The sequence below is a fragment of the Bdellovibrio bacteriovorus HD100 genome (assembly GCF_000196175.1).
GTDB classification, from domain to species: domain Bacteria; phylum Bdellovibrionota; class Bdellovibrionia; order Bdellovibrionales; family Bdellovibrionaceae; genus Bdellovibrio; species Bdellovibrio bacteriovorus.
Window position 1 is genome coordinate 991,748 of sequence record NC_005363.1, and the last position, 17,088, is coordinate 1,008,835.

Here is a 17,088-nt window from a genome sequence, read left to right on the forward strand (position 1 = left end):
AATTAGAAATTTAAAATATCAATATTTGTAAATTTGGAGATTGTTATGAAAAAGAAACTGATTGTTGGAATGTTGGCCGCTGCAGCGGTGATGCAGGCGACAAGTCCTGCGATGGCTGAATACAGTGAAAGACGCCCGGCTCCATATCCAGAGGCTCCGCCGATGCCACCACCTCCTCCAGGTCAGTATCTTCAGGAAGGCTCTTTGGAAATCCAGAGTGTGACCCGTCGTACAGGCGGGGAGTGGTATCGCATCAGTCTGCGTCGCGCGGCTTCTTTGGAGCGTATAGAAGTGGCGGCTTTGGCAATGCGTTTGAAAATTCATGACGCCAGTGTGATCACTGAAGATGGCCGTCGTGTATCCATTCGTGAGTTTCGCAACACGGCGGTGTTCGGTGTGGGTTCCCGCGCGGTCTCTGAAAATCTGAACCTGCGTTCTCGTATTGTGGCTATCGATATTCTGGCTGAATCCTATGGTGGCTATGCGGATGTGCGCGTGACGGCTCTTTCCACGGACAGCCGTCCGCAACTGGTTCTGGGGAATCTGCCGCAACAGCCGGGTGGCAACGGCGGTCACAATGGTGGGCACAATGGCGGTGGCAATAATGGTGGTCATGGTGGTGGCAACTATGCGTGCTCTCGTCGTGCCGATGTGACTCGCAGCCTGGAGCAACAGGATGTGGAAATGGATGCTTGGTCGCGCCGAAAGAATGCAGCCAGCTACAATTCCGTGGAATACAACATGGCCGACCGGGAGCTGAAAGCAACAGCGGCCAGAATGGTTCAGATCGCAAAAAGCAATGAAGCCAAAGAAACCAAGATGGAAAAACTGGAGGTTTTGGGCGCCCTTTACTTCCAGAAGATGAATCAGCAGTCGTACAACTCAACTCAGTACAATGCCTACTCTGAGGTGGGAAGAGCGATCTTCAGCGCCATGGAAAACGGTCTTAAACTGGCGTTGGATTGTGACATCAGAACCACGGTTCAGTTGCTGGCTCGCGGGGATGAGTATGTAGGGAAAATGAACACTTATTCCTACAACTCGGTTCCGTACAACGCCTACAGCCGGATGGCTCAGCAGGTATATGCTGCGGCCCCGAACTTCTATGAGCAGGAAGTTCGTCGCTTGGACAAGACCTTCATGAAGATCGATGAAGAGCTGGATGAAAACCATAGAAAGATGAATTCCTATTCATACAATTCTGTAGGGTATAATTCTTACGCCGCCATTATCCGTAAAGGTGTCGAATTGTCTCAAGGAAGCCTGCGCCGTCTGGTGCCTCATATGGGCAGCCTGCAGCGCTTTGATCTGGTGAAGCACTTTGACGGTCGCAAGAATGCGTACTCTTACAATTCGCTTCTTTATAATCACTTTGCTGCGATGAAAGAGATCGCGGCTCGTTAAAATGGTTTTAAGGGAATTTTGGTTCCCTTTTGACACTGGTTTTCTTGGCACAAAGTTTGGATATAGGGTCAACGGATTCACTAATCAGTCTTTTAAGGAGACTTTATGAAAAAGAACCTCGTTCTAGGATCAGTAATTGTCGCTTCCCTTGTACAATATACAAGCCCTGCATTTGCGAACAAGGAAGTTATCGGCGGTATCATTGGTGGTATCATCGGTGGCGGTATCGGTACGCAAATTGGTAAAGGGAACGGCAACAAAGCAGCTATCATCATCGGAGCTGTAGCTGGAACATTGATTGGCTCTAAAGTCGGCAAGGACTTGGATGAAGCTGATCGTCAGGCTCTGGCAGAAGCACAAAGACGTTCTTTGCAGGACAACCTGGGCAGCCGTCGCGACTGGGATGGTCGTCATTATGGTTCGCGCACTGGTGCACGTGGCAGCTTCACTTCCACTCGTGAAGGTTACAACAACCGCACGGGCGAATACTGCCGTGAATACACCTCTATCATCTATATGCGTGACCGCACTGAAGAAACCCGCGGCTATGCGTGCTCCCGCCGTGATGGATCCTGGTATGAAGTGAAAGAAACCGAAGTTCGTTTCAATGGTCGTGGTCATGGTGGCGGCCGTCACAATGAACCACCAGTAAGACCTTCCCAGCCGGTTCGCCCAACTCCTCCTCCAGCTCCGGGCGGTCAGTATGGTCACGGTTATGAAGGCACGGCTCAGATCAGCCAGATCACCCGCCGCACCGGTGGTGAGTGGTTCCGTGTGACCTTGCGCTACCCAATTGCCTTGGATCGTATCGAGATCCGTGGTTTGGCTGCAGGTGTTAAAATCCACGACACGACTGTTTACACTGAGTCCAACCGTCGCATCCAGGTTCGTGAACTGACCAACACGGGTACGGTTTATGCCGGTGACACAGCAATTTCCGAGAACTTGAACCTGCGTGAGCGCGTTCAGGTCATCGACATCCGTGCTGAGTCCATGGGGGGCGTTGCCGACGTACTTGTGAAGGCGATTTCCAGTGAAGATCGTCCTTCCCTGACCGTCAGCCGTTACTAAAAAACATCAGTGCCGCCCAAGGTGGCGCTGAGAGCGGAAATTTTAAGTAATTTTCACTAAAAGCCAGTCTATGACTAACAGTGTCTAGACTGGCTTTTTAGTCTCCAAAAGCCGATATTGAGTGGGTTTAAAACAAGGAGCTCACTCATGTCTAAGTTGCGTGTTGGTATCAACGGTTTTGGTCGTATTGGTCGTGTTCTTTTCCGCGCGGGTTTTGAAAAATTCGATATCGTCGGAATCAATTCCCTGGACAGCATCGAAGGTGATGCTCACTTGCTGAAATACGACTCTGCCCATGGCGTTTTCAATGCAGACGTTTCCACCGAAGGTCACAACCTGATCGTTAACGGTAAAAAAATCGCCGTTTCCAAAACTCGCAATCCAGCCGAAGTTCCTTGGAAGGACCTGGGCGTGGACCTTGTTCTTGAGTGCACAGGCGCATTCAAAAAACGTGAAGACTTCATGCAACACATCTCTGCTGGTGCGAAACGCGTTTTGGTTTCCGGCCCTGCTGAAAAAGGTGCTGACATCACAATGGTGTACGGTATCAACCACGAATCTTACGATCCATCCAAGCACGTTGTTGTTTCCAACGCGTCCTGCACGACAAACTGCCTTGCGCCTTTGGCGAAAGTTCTGAACGACACCTTCGGTATCGAACACGGTACGATGATGACAGTTCACTCTTACACGAATGACCAAAAGATCCTGGACGCTCCTCACAGCGATTTGCGCCGTGCCCGTGCTGCGGCGGTCAGCATGATTCCGACAACAACCGGCGCTGCGAAAAACGTGGGCCTGGTGTTGCCAGAGCTGAAAGGTCTGATCGACGGTATCTCCGTGCGTGTTCCGACTCCGAACGTTTCTTTGGTGGATTTCACATTCACTGCGAAAAAAGACGTGACCCGTGAATCTGTGAACGAAGCTTTGATCAAAGCTTCCGAAGGCGCGATGAAAGGTGTTCTGGCAGTAGAACACAATGAACTGGTCAGCGTTGACTTCAACGGCAACAAACATTCTTCCATCGTCGATCTGGCTACAACCATGGTTGTGGGCCCTCGCATGGTGAAAGTTCTTTCCTGGTACGACAATGAAACTGGCTTCTCCAACCGTATGGTGGACGTGGCCCTGCACATGCAGAAGAAAGGTCTTTAATTCATGGCTAACGGTCTTAAAGGCATCAAGACAGTTCGTGATTTCGAGTTGGCGGGAAAAGTTGTTTTCCTGCGCTTGGATTTGAACGTTCCAATGGAGAACGGCAAGATCACGGATGAAAATCGCATCACGGCATCTTTGCCGACAATCAAGTATTGCATGGAGCAGGGAGCGAAGCTGGTAATGGCTTCTCACCTGGGCCGTCCAAAAACCAAAGACGACACAGAGTTTTCTTTGGAGCCAGTGGCAAAACGCCTGCAGGACCTTTTGAATGCCGAAGTGATTCTGGTGGAAGAACCGGACTCTGACGCTCCAAAACACCTGCTTCCATCTTTGAAGCCTCATCAGCTGATCCTTCTTGAAAACGTGCGTTTTGAAGAAGGGGAGACGAAGGACTCTGTTGAGTTCGCGCAAAAGATCGCCAACTACAGCGACATTTACATCAATGACGCTTTCGGCGCTTCTCACCGCGCTCACGCGACCATTCACGCTTTGCCTTCAGTGATGAAGGACAAAGGTATCGGCTTCCTGATTGAAAAGGAAATCACGATGCTGGATTCCCTTCTGCAAAACCCAAAACGCCCGTACATCGCGGTGATGGGTGGCGCGAAGGTTTCTGACAAGATCGCGGTTATTGAACGCCTTATGGACGTTGTTGACGGTTTCATCGTGGGTGGCGCGATGGCGTACACTTTCCTGAAAGCTCAAGGCCTGCCAGTTGGTAAGTCTTTGGTTGAAAATGACAAATTGAAATACGCCAAAGAAATGATCGAGCGTATCGAAGCCCGCAACAAAACCATTTTGTTGCCGGTGGATCACGTGGCGACCAAAGGCATCACAGACACAGCGCACGCGCATGTGACCAATGATGTGGCGATTGCGGAAGACGAATTGGGTGTGGACATCGGTCCTAAATCCATCAAGAACTTCTCTGCGGCTTTGCGTGAAGCAGGCACTATTTTCTGGAACGGTCCTATGGGCATCTTTGAAAATCCGGCTTTTGCAAAAGGCACCTTCGGCGTGGCTCAGGCCATTGCTGACAGCGAAGCGATCAAAATCGTGGGTGGTGGTGATTCTGCAGCGGCAGCGGAAGCTTCCGGCTTTGCAGGTAAAATGACCCACATCTCCACTGGTGGTGGCGCATCCTTGGAATACTTGCAGGGCGATAAATTGCCAGGACTTGAAATTTTAAGAACTCGCATCCGCTAAGGACGGCCGGTGAAAAGGGCCCATCTGACTGCGTTGTCAGCGGGCCTTCTCGCTCCGACGTGCTTGGAGCACGCCTGCGCTGCGAGGGCCCACCTCCGCCTTGCATCTGAACCCTTTTGACCAGCCTTAAAGGATAGACGTTATGAAAAAGATTTTTGCTGCTAACTGGAAGCTTTTTAAATCTCCAAAAGAAACGCGTGAGTTTTTTGGTCAGTTCAAAGAACTGGCGGGGAAAGCAACGGGGGAAGTGGTCTTTTTCCCTTCAGCGATTTCTTTGGAAGCAGCCAGTGAATCTTTGAAAGGTACAAGCATCAAGTTTGGCGCTCAGAACTGTTACTTCCAGGCACAAGGGGCTTTCACGGGTGAAAACTCGGCTCAGGTGGTTAAAGATCTGGGGGGCAGCTATGTATTGATCGGTCACAGCGAACGCCGTGCGATCTTTGGTGAAGGTGATGCGCTTGTGGCAGACAAAGTGGCTTTCGTTCAAGGTCTGGGCCTGACGCCGATGTTGTGCATCGGTGAAACCCTGCAAGAACGCGAATCCGCGAAGACCTTCCGTGTTCTGGAAACTCAGCTAAATCTGGGTTTGGCGAAGGCCGACAAAACCAAGCCAGTGGTTGTTGCCTATGAGCCGGTTTGGGCGATCGGGACGGGGAAAGTGGCGACACCAGAGCAGGTGGCAGAAACTCACACAGACGTTTTCAATATTCTAAAAGCACTGGGTTTTGAAACGGCACCGATTCTTTATGGTGGCAGCGTAAAACCGGACAATGCCGCTGGTTTGATCAAACAACCGCATGTGAATGGTTTCCTGGTTGGGGGAGCTTCTTTGGAAGCAAAGTCCTTCAGCGAGATTGCTTCCGTTTAGGATTTAACCGTTGCCGTAGCGCTTTTGGCGCGCGGCGGATTTAACAGCGTCTTCGACCAGTTTGGCGTCAGACGGGGAAAGCTTCTTCAGTGATTCGAGGAAGCTTTTTTTATTTTTCTCATACAGTGGCAGCACGATTTCACCTGCGAACTGTGTCGGATCTTTTTTCAGCATTTCCACCGTCACACGCAGGATCTCGGCATCCAGTTCCGGTGTGGATTTTTTGACGGAGGCTTGCACCGCACTTTCCAGGGCTTCAAACACTTCATCCTGGGCTTTCATGTCGGCCTCAGTCAGTTTGGTGTTTTCATCCGCTGTTTTGACGGTTTCAAGTTTCAAGGCCTGCAGTTTTGACACTTCAGAAGTCACCGCATCAGCCGCCAGAACCGGGGCTGCGCAGAAGGAACAAACGATGGCAATAAGTGCTAATTTTCTCATTGTGCTCTCCTTCTTACGGTTTGATCATCACGCCGATCATTCTGTATGGTTTTCCCTGTTTCGCGTAACGACGCGCTTTCGGGGAACTTAAGAATGAATTGTTCGAATAGAAATCGCTGACAAAACCACCGTTGTCACCCCAGTCCGTTTTGATCTGAACGTCACCGGACTCTTTGGTGCCATTATGATAGACGATCACAGCGCCTTTTGGAACATCCGCAGGACTTTTGATCATGTCACGGTACTTTGGATTGTCCATCAGATTGATCATGCCCTGGGCTTTAAGGTCACGGACCGCATCGCGGGCATGACCTCCTGGCGGATAACGATCAATCATGTCACCACCCATCAGGGCACGTTTGACATAGCGGTAACAGTAACTTGTAGAACGGGAGCGTTTGTTTCTCATCCCATAGCGGATGGTGTTTTTGACTTCTTTGCCTTCAGAATAGCCCATGATCATTGGATCATTGGACCACTTTCCGGCCGCAGCGTTCTTGGGAATCGACGTGCTTGAAGACCGGCTGACTTCTTTGCTGACGTCATCCAGGTTCTGCAGATTGCGTTGTGCAGTTTCACTGGGCTTGGTTGTGGAGCAGTCTTTACAAGTCGTGATAAAACCACCCTCGGTTTGACGAGGATCTTTGTTCTTGGCCAGGTTCGGATCCACTTCCGGCATCTGATTGGCTTTGACACTTTCTTTGGTCGGCAAAGTCGGGCGGGCTTCAGTTCCTTCCACCGGCAGACCTTCACCATCACGGATCGCACGGGACGTCAGCGCCACTTCAGGATCCTGCACCTCGGAACCGTCTTTGTCTTTAAAGGCCAACCATGGATCTTTCTGAGAGAAATAAACCCAGACTTCATCGCCTTCTTTGGTTTTGGTTTTACCGCCGCCCACTTTGGTGATGCGGACTTTTACACCATAAGAACCGGTGCGCTTCAGTTTGCGGGTTTCCAAAACGGTGCCTTCAGAATCTTTGGGAACCACGGACACCAGGTTTTTGGCTTTGCCTCGGAAATCAACGGAGGAGCGGGCATTCAGGTCTCCAGAGAAGACCACATCCTGCAGCTCTTGAGGAATATCGGCCAGCGCTGAACTTCCGCTCAGAATCAGGGCTACAGTGATGCGCAGTGCTCGACTCAATAAATTCAAATTGATACTCCTTAGGGGCTCTTCGGTCTTCTGTCCAAAAGGTGAAGCCCCGGCCCGGGAAACAAGTCGAAGGTCCGGTCTAAATCACAGATTGTTAATGAAAGTACGTTCTGGAGATGCATTCATGGTGTCTTACTCTGAGATACCTTTCTGATGGTGTGTGAAGATATTCAGAGCAAAGCTTCAATATTTGTACCGCGTATAAAGTGGGTGTGGAGGATCTGATAAGGGGTCCACTGTCAGGGTGGATGAAATCGTCCAGAAGATTTTCAGGGGCTGTTTCCCGATACGAAACAGGAAATAAAAAAGGGGATCTGATTGATCCCCTTTGAAAATTACTAGAACAAAGCGTTCTTCGGTGTGCGCGGGAACGGGATCACATCGCGGATATTACCCATGCCGGTCACATACATCAACATGCGTTCAAAGCCCAGGCCGTATCCCGCGTGCGGGAAGGTGCCATAGCGGCGCAGATCCGTATAGAAGGAATACTCTTCCGGATGCAGACCCACTTGCTTCATGCGGGACTCCAGTTTCTCCAGATTGTCTTCACGCTGCGATCCGCCGATGATTTCGCCAATGCCCGGAGCCAGCAAATCCATCGCACGAACGGTTTTGCCGTCTTCGTTCAGCTTCATATAGAAAGCCTTGATGTCTTTCGGATAGTCGGTCACAAACACCGGCTTTTTGAAATGCTCTTCCGCCAGATAACGTTCGTGCTCAGACTGCATGTCGATGCCCCACTGAACCGGGTACTCGAATTTTTTGCCGCATTTTAGCAGAATGTCGATGGCTTCAGTGTAGGTCACACGTCCGAAATTGTTGTTCAGAACGTTGTTCAGTTTATCGAACAGGCCTTTTTCGACAAACTGGTTGAAGAACTCCATTTCTTCCGGACATTGCTCCATCACGTAGCGGATGATGTATTTGATCATGTCTTCAGCCAGTTCCATGTTCGCCGTCAGATCAGCAAAAGCGATCTCGGGTTCGATCATCCAGAACTCCGCCGCATGGCGGGAGGTGTTGGAGTTTTCCGCACGGAAAGTCGGACCGAACGTATAAATGTTACGGAAAGCCGCACAGAAAGTTTCACCGTTCAACTGACCCGATACAGTCAGGTTGGTCTCTTTGCCGAAGAAATCCTGGCTGGCATCAATGCTGCCGTCTTCTTTGCGCGGAGGTTTGTCCAGTTTCAGAGTTGTCACACGGAACATCTCGCCCGCACCCTCGGCGTCAGAGCCGGTGATGATCGGAGTGTTCACATAGACAAAGTTCTGTTCGTTGAAGAACTTGTGAATCGCATAAGCCAAAACAGAGCGCACGCGGAAGACCGCGCTGAACGTGTTGGTGCGCGGGCGAAGATGCGCGATCTCGCGCAGGAATTCCATGCTGTGACGTTTGTTTTGCAGCGGGTATTCCAAATCGGCTTTTTGCACGATCTCGATTTTCGAAGCCATCACTTCAAAACTTTGACCGGCACCCTGGGATTTCACAACTTTGCCCGTGACCAGTACGGAGCTGGAGATGGAAAGAGCGGCAACGTCAGCAAAGTTTGCCAGATTATTATCAAACACCACCTGCACACCTTTAAAGAAGGTGCCGTCATTCAGTTCGATGAAGCCGAAATTCTTTTGGTCGCGGATTTTGCGAACCCATCCGGAAAGATAGACTTCTTTGTCCAGATGCTTTTCTGTTTCTCTGAATAGCGATTTTACGAGTGTGGTTTTCATAGGGACCCTTTCAACAGTCCGATTAAAATATCGTTCTTTCGCATGCTTGTCTAACAGACGCGCGCAAAATCCCTTGGTGCCTTTGCAGTCCAGAATTGGGGCGACTTCGCGACACAGTCTCGGGATGCTTGGAAACGGCCTCAAATTGCGCATAACGCGAAAAGTCATTGGTCATTTTGTGACGTCATTTCAATAGCTTAAATTGAGACCGCCCCTTGCTGGGGTCCTGGTACGGGCCTAAGATGAATGAATCTTTCAAAGGAGCACGTATGTCGGACTCTACACACTTTCGCCGCTGCCACCGCTGCGACACCGTAAACTCGGCTGACGGGGAGCTTGTGACGACCTGTGAATGCTGTGGAAAGCACCTTGCACCCTTCTATTTTTTCGACGAGAGTAGGGCCATGGGCATGGCCGATTCGAATTTTTACTCCAGCCTTGGAGTGAGGGTTTCGTCCGAGCTTTTGCCTCATAAAGAGTATCCTCCGGTGTGGGGATTAACTGTGTATTGGGAGCCCTGATCCAAAATGAAAGTCAGCTTTGCAGACATCCAAAAAGCCCGTGAACTTCTGAAAGACATCATCTGTCCAACCGAGATGAGTCATTCCATCAGCGCCAGCAACCTGCTTAAAAGCGAAGTGTACCTGAAGTTTGAAAACACTCAGCGCACGGGAAGTTTTAAATTCCGCGGGGCCTATAACAAAATCTCCAATCTGACAGCCGACGAAAAAGCCCGCGGTGTGGTCGCCAGCTCTGCCGGAAATCACGCGCAAGGTGTCGCCCTGTCAGCGAAACTGGCCGGAGTCAAATCCACCATCGTGATGCCGGAGACAGCCTCGATCAGCAAAGCTTCCGCGACCCGTGATTACGGCGCCAACGTCGTGCTTAAAGGCGAGATCTACGACGAGGCTTTCGAACATGCCCAGAAACTGGAAAAAGAACACGGCTACACCTTCGTGCACCCTTATCAGGACCCTTATGTGATCGCTGGCCAGGGAACCATCGGGATCGAGATCCTGGAAAAGGTTCCAGACCTGGATACGGTGATTGTGCCCATCGGGGGTGGCGGTCTGATCAGTGGTGTGGCGTTGGCGGTGAAGGCCATCAATCCAAAGATCCGCGTGATCGGTGTGCAAAGCGACCGCTCTCCGGGAATGGCGCATCTTTATAACAAACAGCCTTTGTCCCAGATCAAACGTGCCGCCACGATTGCTGACGGCATTGCGATCAAAAACCCTTCCCAGGTGATGCTGGACAGTTTCATTTCCAAGTATGTCGATCAGGTGGTGACAGTCAGTGATGACGAGATCGCTGAAGCGATTGTGTTCCTGATGGAAAGAGCCAAAACCGTAGCTGAAGGCTCTGGCGCAGCGGCGATGGCAGCTGCGATGTCCCGCGGACTGGATCTGGGTAAAAAGACCTGTGTGATTATCAGCGGTGGAAATATCGATCTGAACATCGTTTCAAAGATCATCGACCGTGGTCAGATTCTGCGCGGACGCCTGTGTGAGTTGTCCGTGATTGTGGATGACCTTCCGGGGAATTTGAGCCGTTTGACTCAGGCAATTGCCTCTCAAAAAGCCAACATCCTGGAAGTGCGTCACGACCGTGTGTCGAAGGGGCTTTCACTGCGTGAAACCCGCATCGACTTCGTTCTAGAGACTACGAGCATTGAACATGTTGAACGGATTAAGCGGGCTCTTGAGGAAACTGGAGCCAAGGTTATCCAAAGCACCTAAAGAAATCCCTGAAGGCTGCTCCCAGTCCTTTAGATTGTACTTCATAAGAATCCGCTGCAGCTCTCCGCTGCGGCGAAGCTCCTCGACCCCGCGACTGAGAATCTCGGCATATTCCTGCGACTTTGGATTGTTCGGGGAAAATGAAATAAACAGCGCCGGATCATGATTTTCAACCCAGCCGCCAATTTTCATATTTTCCATGGTGATCTTTGCTGACACAGACGTGTACTGCAGCACCACCGGATTTTCGATAAAACCGTCCAGTCGTCCGGCCTGCATCATGCGAATGACCTGTTCCAGCGGGCGGTCCCCTGAAAACGGAATGAACGAACGATGGCGGGAACGGATCAGATTGTCGACGCTGTCGCCGTAAGTGTAGCCGTTGATCACGCCGATTTTCATGCCCTGCAAAGACGGGCGGCCCTTGTAGGTCCATGTGGAGTTCTTGGGAACAAAGTAGGCGTTTTTCATGAGGCCCAAAGATTTCTTGGGATAGATAAAGTCCGGAGCATCCACCACACTGCAGCCCATCAGGCCCTGCACGCGGTTGCTGCGGGTGTCTTTGATGGCTCGCACCCAGTTGGAAAGTTTCACCTGCACTTTGTGGCCCTGTTTTTCAAAGACCGCGCGGGTGATTTCCACCATATAACCAGGAGTTTCAGAATCGGGATTGCAAACGTAAGGACACCAGAAGTCGGAACGGAAGGAAATCACGTCGGCACGGACGTGTTCGGACACGAAGACAGTTGCTGACAGAATCAATGCGGCAAGTGCTTGTTGAACTCTCAGGTGCATAAGGCCCCTCTCCTTACTTACCCTTATGCAATACTGTGCGGTTTCACAAGTTGCACGGAGAAAAGAAGGACCTTTCTGATATGTAACCTTTTAATCTTTGAATTCGATTTTACGTTCAAAATGGCAGGTGTATCCACCTGGATTCTTTTGTAAATAATCCTGATGATACTCTTCCGCGGACCAAAAATCGGCAGCTTTCACGATTTGCGTGACCACGGGGCTTTTCCAAGCTCCTGATTTGTCCACGCGAGCTCTTACAATTTCTGCTTCATCTCTTTGTTTGTCGGAGGTGTAGAAAATGGCACTGCGATACTGGGTCCCGATATCATTGCCTTGACGGTTGGTCGTCGTCGGATCGTGAATCTTATAGAAATAAAGCAGAAGATCCTGATACGTGATTTTTTCAGGATTGAAAGTGATCTTCACGGTTTCGGCATGATTGGTGGTGCCGGTTTTTACGATATTGTAGTTGGCGTTTTTGGTGTCGCCGCCCATGTAACCGACTTCGGTTTGGGTGACGCCCGGAAGTTTGCGCAGCAAATCTTCCATGCCCCAAAAACAGCCGCCGGCCAGATAAGCCACTTCAGACGTGCTCACGGTGTTTCCTTTCTTGGCAGCTTTGGTCGTTTTGGCCTCCGAGTTGAGGCCTACGAACATTCCCAGTACTGCGAAAAACATAAAAAGGTGTTTCATGCTTGTTATGTTATCACCGACAAGGGACTCCCGCTAGAGTCCTTTGTTATTCAGCACGACCGTAGCCGCCACCTGAACCAGAACAAAGGGTCAGGATGTCTTTAGCCGCAAATTTTTGCTGTCCCAGAACGGGAAGAGTCTTTGCGACGTCCCCTTGTTCCAGGGTGACTTCCGCCGGATCGCCGTGACTGCAGGTTTTCAGCAGGCGGGGACGGTGCAAAGTCAGGTCGGTCATCCAGGTGGCGGAAAGTTCCCCGCACACCTCGATTTTCATAACCACGCCACGGCCACCGCTGAATTTGCCTTTGCCACCATTGGAGTGACGCTGATCCACACGCAGAACCTTGATAGGGAAGTCACGCTCCAGTTGTTCCAAAGAAATCGCATCCAGGTGCGCGCTGACGCCGTCGCGGGAGGCCTTTGCACCTTCGCCGCCTGGCAAAGTCAAAAGTGCATGCTTGCCGCCAGACTGAAGATCAAACTGCAAAGCACAGTGGCTGCCCAAAGAGGATTCCTGTTTGTGGTGAATTTGTGCCAGCGCCAGTTCAATAGCTGATTGCAGGGCCGCGACCCCGCAGGTCATGCCTTTGAAGGTTGGAGCCGGATATTTACCCACCAGCCAGCAGCCGGAAGGTTTGGTGATTTGCAAAACAGAGAATGAACCAGAATTCGCCAGATCCGTGAAGCCATAATGACGACTCAAAGCATGGAAGCAGGCGCCGTAAGTGGCAGACTCGGTCAGGGAAACTGTTTTTGCCGCCGTGGTGCCGCTGAAATCCAAAGAGATTTTTCCATCCTGGATTTCCATGTTCAGGCGCAGCAGTTCACCGCTGTCCAGAACCACATCCACACGGGCTTCACCCGAAGCGCTTTCAGAAATCTTTTTCGTCGCCGCTTTTTTCGAGATGCGCAGATAGTCTTCGATCAGTTCACCCGTCACGGTGAAACCAGTCAGCTCGATGGCATCCACCAGTTTTTTTGCTCCGGCCGTCAGATCTGCCACTTGGGTTTTCAGCCAAGGCACAAATTCAGGCGGGCAGGCGGGATGCGCCTGCATGGCTGCCAGAATCATTTCATTCAGCTGGTTTTTCTGACGAAGCGGTGTCGGCGGAATGCGCAGGCCTTCTTCTTCGATGGATTTGACGATTTTCACCTGCGTGTCCATTGGACGGCGTGAAACCCACAGAAGGTCTTCTGAAACCGCCATCACAAAGGTCATTTCTGAAAGCAGGCTTCCGCCACTGTAAGGGTCATTCAAAAGCGCGATGTCGCCTTCTTGCAGTTTCAGATATTTTGCAGCGGTGCTGGCCGCCGTTGTCAGCGTGCCATAGGTCACCGGCTGCTGGCCGCGCACGCCCAGCACATCTCCGTCCAAGGTCATCAGTGCGGATTCACCCACCAGGAATTGATTCAGCAAAGAATGCAGAAGTTCGATTTGATAGTTCATTTGGACTCCTTCAGGGCTTGCATGCCCCACAGGGCCGTGGCTGCGGATTCGCAGAATTCATCAGCGGCCACCGTGGTGTGCGGGTCTTTCTTGAAGATATTGGCAAACAGTGCTGCCAAAGGACCCGTCACCAATAACTTTTGCTGATCACGTTGCAGGAAAGACTCCACAGCCAGTCTTTGCACGGACAGGCTTTGCAGCTCTTTGGTCAGATGATTGAAGTCATTGTCTTTGAAGGTGCTGATTTTGGAAAGGGTCAGCAGGGCTGTTTTAAAGCGCTGAATTCCCTGGGCAGAAACGCGGTCCTCCAGGCCTTCCAGTTTGGAAAGCTTGGGATTTTCAGACCACAGATCCAAAAGGCTCATTTTTTGCCCGCGCCCCAGGAACATCGGTCCCGGTTCCCAGCCCTCTTCCTGAGTCAGGAAGTCAAAACGATCAAAGCTGTTCAGGCCAATACCCAGTGTGGGTTGGACGCCCAGATTTTTTACTTTCAAATGGCGCACTTCCACCGGACCCCAGCAGCTGTTCCATTGGGCGGCCCAGCGGGTCGGAGAAATCAGTGTGAAATACTCAAGACCCAGATACAATACATCCTTACCCAAGGACTTGTTCCAAAGACCCAGAGCTGTGGAGGCGGCAAACTGGCTGCTGATTTCTTTTCCGGTTTCATCCTGGAAAAGTTCACCGCTGGCATCCAGGAAGTGAATGTCGTTTTTATCAAGTGCGGCCTCAAGGCCCGCGTAAATGTCTTTTTTCAGGTCGGCAAAAACACCGGAAAGGGTGGCGTTCAGAGCGTTCTGAGTCCAGCGCGTGACTTCGTGAGGATTGTCAGTGCTGGCCGGAGCAAACACTTCAATGCCCTTTTCGGTGAAGAATTTTGTCGCCGCATTCAGGTGCACAGGGTTGGTCGCAGAGTGCAGCAGATTCAAACAGACTTTCTTGCAGCTCATCAGCTCAAGTTTCGCGGCAATTGCTTCCAGTTCTTCAGTTTGCAGTGCGGCCTCGACGCTGCCGTCGGCACGCACGCGTTCACGCAGGGCAAACTGCAGATCCCTGCTGGTCAGCGCTGCAGGAGTTCCGCAAAGATCCAGCCAGTGTTCCAGACCCTCGGTGCTGACATGGGCCACAGCGCCACTCAGTTTGTAGTCCAAAAGTTTTTTGGGAACGCGCAGGCTGATAAAGGCCTTGTGGATTTTTCCATGGGGCGCGACGAACTGGTTCAGTGAGGATTTAAGGCTTTCACGAGAGTGAAACACTCTCTTCTGCGCAAGGGGACTGGAGTCTGACAGGAGTGAGAATTCGGCGAAAGATTCACCGACGCTCACGCCGAGCACGAGGCTGTTTTGCATTTTCGAACGCTCTCTATTGAATTTGCTCTGGAATGTTGTTAAGTCTTAGTCGGACAGGTATAGCAAAGTATTCTCTCTAAGAAAAGGATTCTAAAGTGAAGATTTCTCCCGAAATTTTGAATCTGGTGCCCTACAAACCTGGAAAGCCGATTTCCGAGACCCAACGTGAGTACGGGCTCACAACGGTCTACAAACTCGCAAGTAACGAGAATCCTTTGGGTCCCAGCCCGAAAGCCATGGCGGCAGTGAAGCAGGCTTTGGATCATCAGCACCTGTATCCGGATCCATCCCACTATGAGCTTTTGCAGACTTTGTCGAAAGAATGGGGCTTCCCGACAAAACAACTTGCTATTGGTAACGGCAGCGACGAGCTGATTGATCTGTTGTGCCGTATCTACTGTGAGCACCATGACGGCGTTTTGACATCTGCGGCAGCGTTTAATGCTTATGAAGTCAGCGCTCCGGCCAACCGTGCGGTGATCCACAAAGTTCCCATGGCTGAAGGCTATCGTTTCGATCTGCCAGCCATTGCGGATTATTTCCTGAAACACCCGGAAAAAAACATCCGTTTGATTTTTGTCTCTAATCCCAACAATCCTACCGGTACTTACGCGACCAAAGCGGAAGTGGAGGCTTTCCTTCAGAAAGTCGGTAACCGCGACGATGTGATGATTATTTTTGATGAAGCCTATAACGAATTTGTGCGTGCCAAAGACTATGCTTCCGCACAAGGGTACATGGGGCAGTATAAGAACCTGATTGTTCTTCGCACTTTCTCCAAAATCTATGGCCTGGCGGGTTTCCGCCTGGGTGCGATGATCGCGCCGCCCGAGGTTGTGGAAGTCTTTAACCGTGTGCGCAAACCATTTAATGTCAACGATTTAGCGCAAGTGGCTGCAAATGCGGCTCTGCAAGATAAAGAATTTATTGAGCGATCGCAGCAGATTTGCTGGAAAGGGCTTGATTACTTCTACAAGAAGTTAGAAGAATTAGGCCTGCCTTACATTCCATCTCAGGGAAATTTTGTCATGTTTGACACCCTCCGTGACGCCGCCAAGGTGAACGAAGCGTTGTTACGTCGCGGAATTATTATGAGACCTCTATTGAACTATGGGTTCAAGACGCATCTGCGTTTGAGTGTAGGGCGCGATCATGAAAATGAGGCAGCAATGGTTGCCTTGGCGGAAGTTCTAAAAGAAATCACTCCGCTGTAGTTTTGGAGAATTATGGGAATGGTAATTACGATTGATGGCCCTGCGGCCTCCGGAAAATCTTCAGTAAGTCGTGAGCTGGCTCGTCGTTTGGGCTGGCAGTGGGTTTCTACGGGCGCCTTCTATCGTGGTTTGGCATTTGCTGCTCTTCAACTGCAAATTGATCTGGATGACGTTTCCACTTTGGCTAGTCTGACCCACGATCCGGTATGGAGCGTGAAAATGGATGATGAGCGTACCCGTGTGTTCTTCAAAGACCAGGATGTGACTGATCAGATCGCTCACGAAGACGTGGGTAATTTCGCCAGCAAAGTCAGTCACTATCCAGAAGTGCGTAAAGCTCTTTTGGATGCGCAACGCAACTGTTCTGCCGGTCCTCAAGGTCTGGTGGCTGAAGGCCGCGATTGTGGAACCGTGGTGTTCCCAACTGCGGAAGCCAAGGTTTATTTGACAGCTAACAGTGAACACCGCGCGGCCCGCCGTGCGGCAGAGTTGGGTTTGGACCATGAAGACATGGTGAAAGCCCAGCAACAACGTGACCTTCAAGACTCCACCCGCAAAGTCGCTCCGATGGCCGTGCCAGAAGACGCTTTGGTTGTGGACACAACTGCGCTCAACCTGAATCAAGTGGTTGATGCCGTCGTAGAATACGTAAAAAACAAAATCTAAGGGCGGCCGCTGAAAACGGCCCAATCGACTGCGTGTTGAGGGCTCCTGCCCTCAACCCTTCGGGCTGACGTGCAAAAATAGCATCCTGCTATTTTTGTGTCGGGGAGTCGACTTGCGCTTGAACCGTTTTGAGCGACCTTGGTCCGTTGGGGCG

At 51.0% G+C, this 17,088-nt stretch carries 15 protein-coding genes; 8 read left to right on the forward strand and 7 right to left on the reverse strand.

All coding sequences use genetic code 11. The features are described from left to right. Positions 1-45: 45 nt before the first annotated feature. The 5 genes from BD_RS04815 to tpiA all read left to right on the forward strand — a co-directional run bounded on the left by BD_RS04815 (position 46) and on the right by tpiA (position 5,707). Complete coding sequence (locus tag BD_RS04815; RefSeq protein ID WP_011163578.1) at positions 46-1,404, forward strand: beta-sandwich domain-containing protein; 1,359 nt, start codon at positions 46-48, stop codon at positions 1,402-1,404. Positions 1,405-1,509: 105 nt separating this feature from the next. Beyond that, positions 1,510-2,475, forward strand: a complete 966-nt coding sequence (locus BD_RS04820) for a beta-sandwich domain-containing protein (protein ID WP_011163579.1) — start codon at positions 1,510-1,512, stop codon at positions 2,473-2,475. A gap of 147 nt (positions 2,476-2,622) precedes the next feature. Then, positions 2,623-3,630: a type I glyceraldehyde-3-phosphate dehydrogenase gene (gene gap, locus BD_RS04825; protein ID WP_011163580.1), complete on the forward strand. Its 1,008-nt coding sequence runs from the start codon at positions 2,623-2,625 to the stop codon at positions 3,628-3,630. Positions 3,631-3,633: 3 nt separating this feature from the next. Then, the gene (locus BD_RS04830) at positions 3,634-4,839 is read left to right on the forward strand and encodes a phosphoglycerate kinase (protein ID WP_011163581.1); all 1,206 of its coding nucleotides are present in this window, start codon (positions 3,634-3,636) and stop codon (positions 4,837-4,839) included. A gap of 142 nt (positions 4,840-4,981) precedes the next feature. Further along, complete coding sequence (tpiA, locus tag BD_RS04835; protein WP_011163582.1) at positions 4,982-5,707, forward strand: triose-phosphate isomerase; 726 nt, start codon at positions 4,982-4,984, stop codon at positions 5,705-5,707. Between the two features lie 3 nt (positions 5,708-5,710). On the opposite strand, the gene BD_RS04840 is transcribed toward tpiA, so the two are convergent. From BD_RS04840 to asnS, 3 genes are all read right to left on the reverse strand, one after another. Then, on the reverse strand, positions 5,711-6,145 hold the full coding sequence (locus BD_RS04840; protein ID WP_011163583.1) for a hypothetical protein: 435 nt from the start codon (positions 6,143-6,145) through the stop codon (positions 5,711-5,713). A gap of 13 nt (positions 6,146-6,158) precedes the next feature. Next, positions 6,159-7,301 carry a hypothetical protein gene (locus tag BD_RS04845; protein ID WP_011163584.1) on the reverse strand — a complete coding sequence of 381 codons (1,143 nt, stop codon included), beginning with the start codon at positions 7,299-7,301 and terminating at the stop codon, positions 6,159-6,161. 338 nt (positions 7,302-7,639) lie between these two features. Continuing rightward, positions 7,640-9,031, reverse strand: coding sequence for an asparagine--tRNA ligase (gene asnS, locus BD_RS04850; protein ID WP_011163585.1), 1,392 nt, complete (start codon positions 9,029-9,031; stop codon positions 7,640-7,642). Positions 9,032-9,558: 527 nt separating this feature from the next. Here asnS and ilvA point away from each other — a divergent pair. Next, complete coding sequence (ilvA, locus tag BD_RS04855; protein ID WP_011163586.1) at positions 9,559-10,770, forward strand: threonine ammonia-lyase; 1,212 nt, start codon at positions 9,559-9,561, stop codon at positions 10,768-10,770. On the opposite strand, the gene BD_RS04860 is transcribed toward ilvA, so the two are convergent. From BD_RS04860 to BD_RS04875, 4 genes are all read right to left on the reverse strand, one after another. Beyond that, entirely contained in the window at positions 10,687-11,565 is an 879-nt protein-coding gene (locus BD_RS04860) for a substrate-binding periplasmic protein (RefSeq protein WP_011163587.1), read from the reverse strand. The genes ilvA and BD_RS04860 overlap by 84 nt on opposite strands. A 90-nt stretch (positions 11,566-11,655) precedes the next feature. Beyond that, positions 11,656-12,258, reverse strand: coding sequence for a peptide-methionine (S)-S-oxide reductase MsrA (gene msrA / locus BD_RS04865; RefSeq protein WP_011163588.1), 603 nt, complete (start codon positions 12,256-12,258; stop codon positions 11,656-11,658). A 46-nt stretch (positions 12,259-12,304) separates the two neighbouring features. After that, the gene (locus tag BD_RS04870) at positions 12,305-13,705 is read right to left on the reverse strand and encodes a hydantoinase B/oxoprolinase family protein (RefSeq protein WP_011163589.1); all 1,401 of its coding nucleotides are present in this window, start codon (positions 13,703-13,705) and stop codon (positions 12,305-12,307) included. Beyond that, entirely contained in the window at positions 13,702-14,961 is a 1,260-nt protein-coding gene (locus BD_RS04875; protein ID WP_226987930.1) for a hydantoin utilization protein, read from the reverse strand. Before BD_RS04875 ends, BD_RS04870 begins: the two co-directional genes overlap by 4 nt. A gap of 188 nt (positions 14,962-15,149) precedes the next feature. Between BD_RS04875 and hisC the strand changes: the two genes are divergently transcribed. Both hisC and cmk read left to right on the forward strand, forming a co-directional pair. Beyond that, the gene (gene hisC / locus BD_RS04880; RefSeq protein ID WP_011163591.1) at positions 15,150-16,268 is read left to right on the forward strand and encodes a histidinol-phosphate transaminase; all 1,119 of its coding nucleotides are present in this window, start codon (positions 15,150-15,152) and stop codon (positions 16,266-16,268) included. 12 nt (positions 16,269-16,280) lie between these two features. After that, on the forward strand, positions 16,281-16,934 hold the full coding sequence (gene cmk, locus BD_RS04885) for a (d)CMP kinase (protein WP_011163592.1): 654 nt from the start codon (positions 16,281-16,283) through the stop codon (positions 16,932-16,934). The last annotated feature ends 154 nt before the right edge of the window (positions 16,935-17,088 follow it).

Coding starts and splice junctions, on each gene's coding strand:
- BD_RS04815 (WP_011163578.1), top strand. CDS start 46: ATGAAAAAGAAACTGATTGTTGGAATGTTGGCCGCTGCAGCGGTGATG.
- BD_RS04820 (WP_011163579.1), top strand. CDS start 1,510: ATGAAAAAGAACCTCGTTCTAGGATCAGTAATTGTCGCTTCCCTTGTA.
- gap (WP_011163580.1), top strand. CDS start 2,623: ATGTCTAAGTTGCGTGTTGGTATCAACGGTTTTGGTCGTATTGGTCGT.
- BD_RS04830 (WP_011163581.1), top strand. CDS start 3,634: ATGGCTAACGGTCTTAAAGGCATCAAGACAGTTCGTGATTTCGAGTTG.
- tpiA (WP_011163582.1), top strand. CDS start 4,982: ATGAAAAAGATTTTTGCTGCTAACTGGAAGCTTTTTAAATCTCCAAAA.
- BD_RS04840 (WP_011163583.1), bottom strand. CDS start 6,145: ATGAGAAAATTAGCACTTATTGCCATCGTTTGTTCCTTCTGCGCAGCC.
- asnS (WP_011163585.1), bottom strand. CDS start 9,031: ATGAAAACCACACTCGTAAAATCGCTATTCAGAGAAACAGAAAAGCAT.
- ilvA (WP_011163586.1), top strand. CDS start 9,559: ATGAAAGTCAGCTTTGCAGACATCCAAAAAGCCCGTGAACTTCTGAAA.
- BD_RS04860 (WP_011163587.1), bottom strand. CDS start 11,565: ATGCACCTGAGAGTTCAACAAGCACTTGCCGCATTGATTCTGTCAGCA.
- msrA (WP_011163588.1), bottom strand. CDS start 12,258: ATGAAACACCTTTTTATGTTTTTCGCAGTACTGGGAATGTTCGTAGGC.
- BD_RS04870 (WP_011163589.1), bottom strand. CDS start 13,705: ATGAACTATCAAATCGAACTTCTGCATTCTTTGCTGAATCAATTCCTG.
- cmk (WP_011163592.1), top strand. CDS start 16,281: ATGGGAATGGTAATTACGATTGATGGCCCTGCGGCCTCCGGAAAATCT.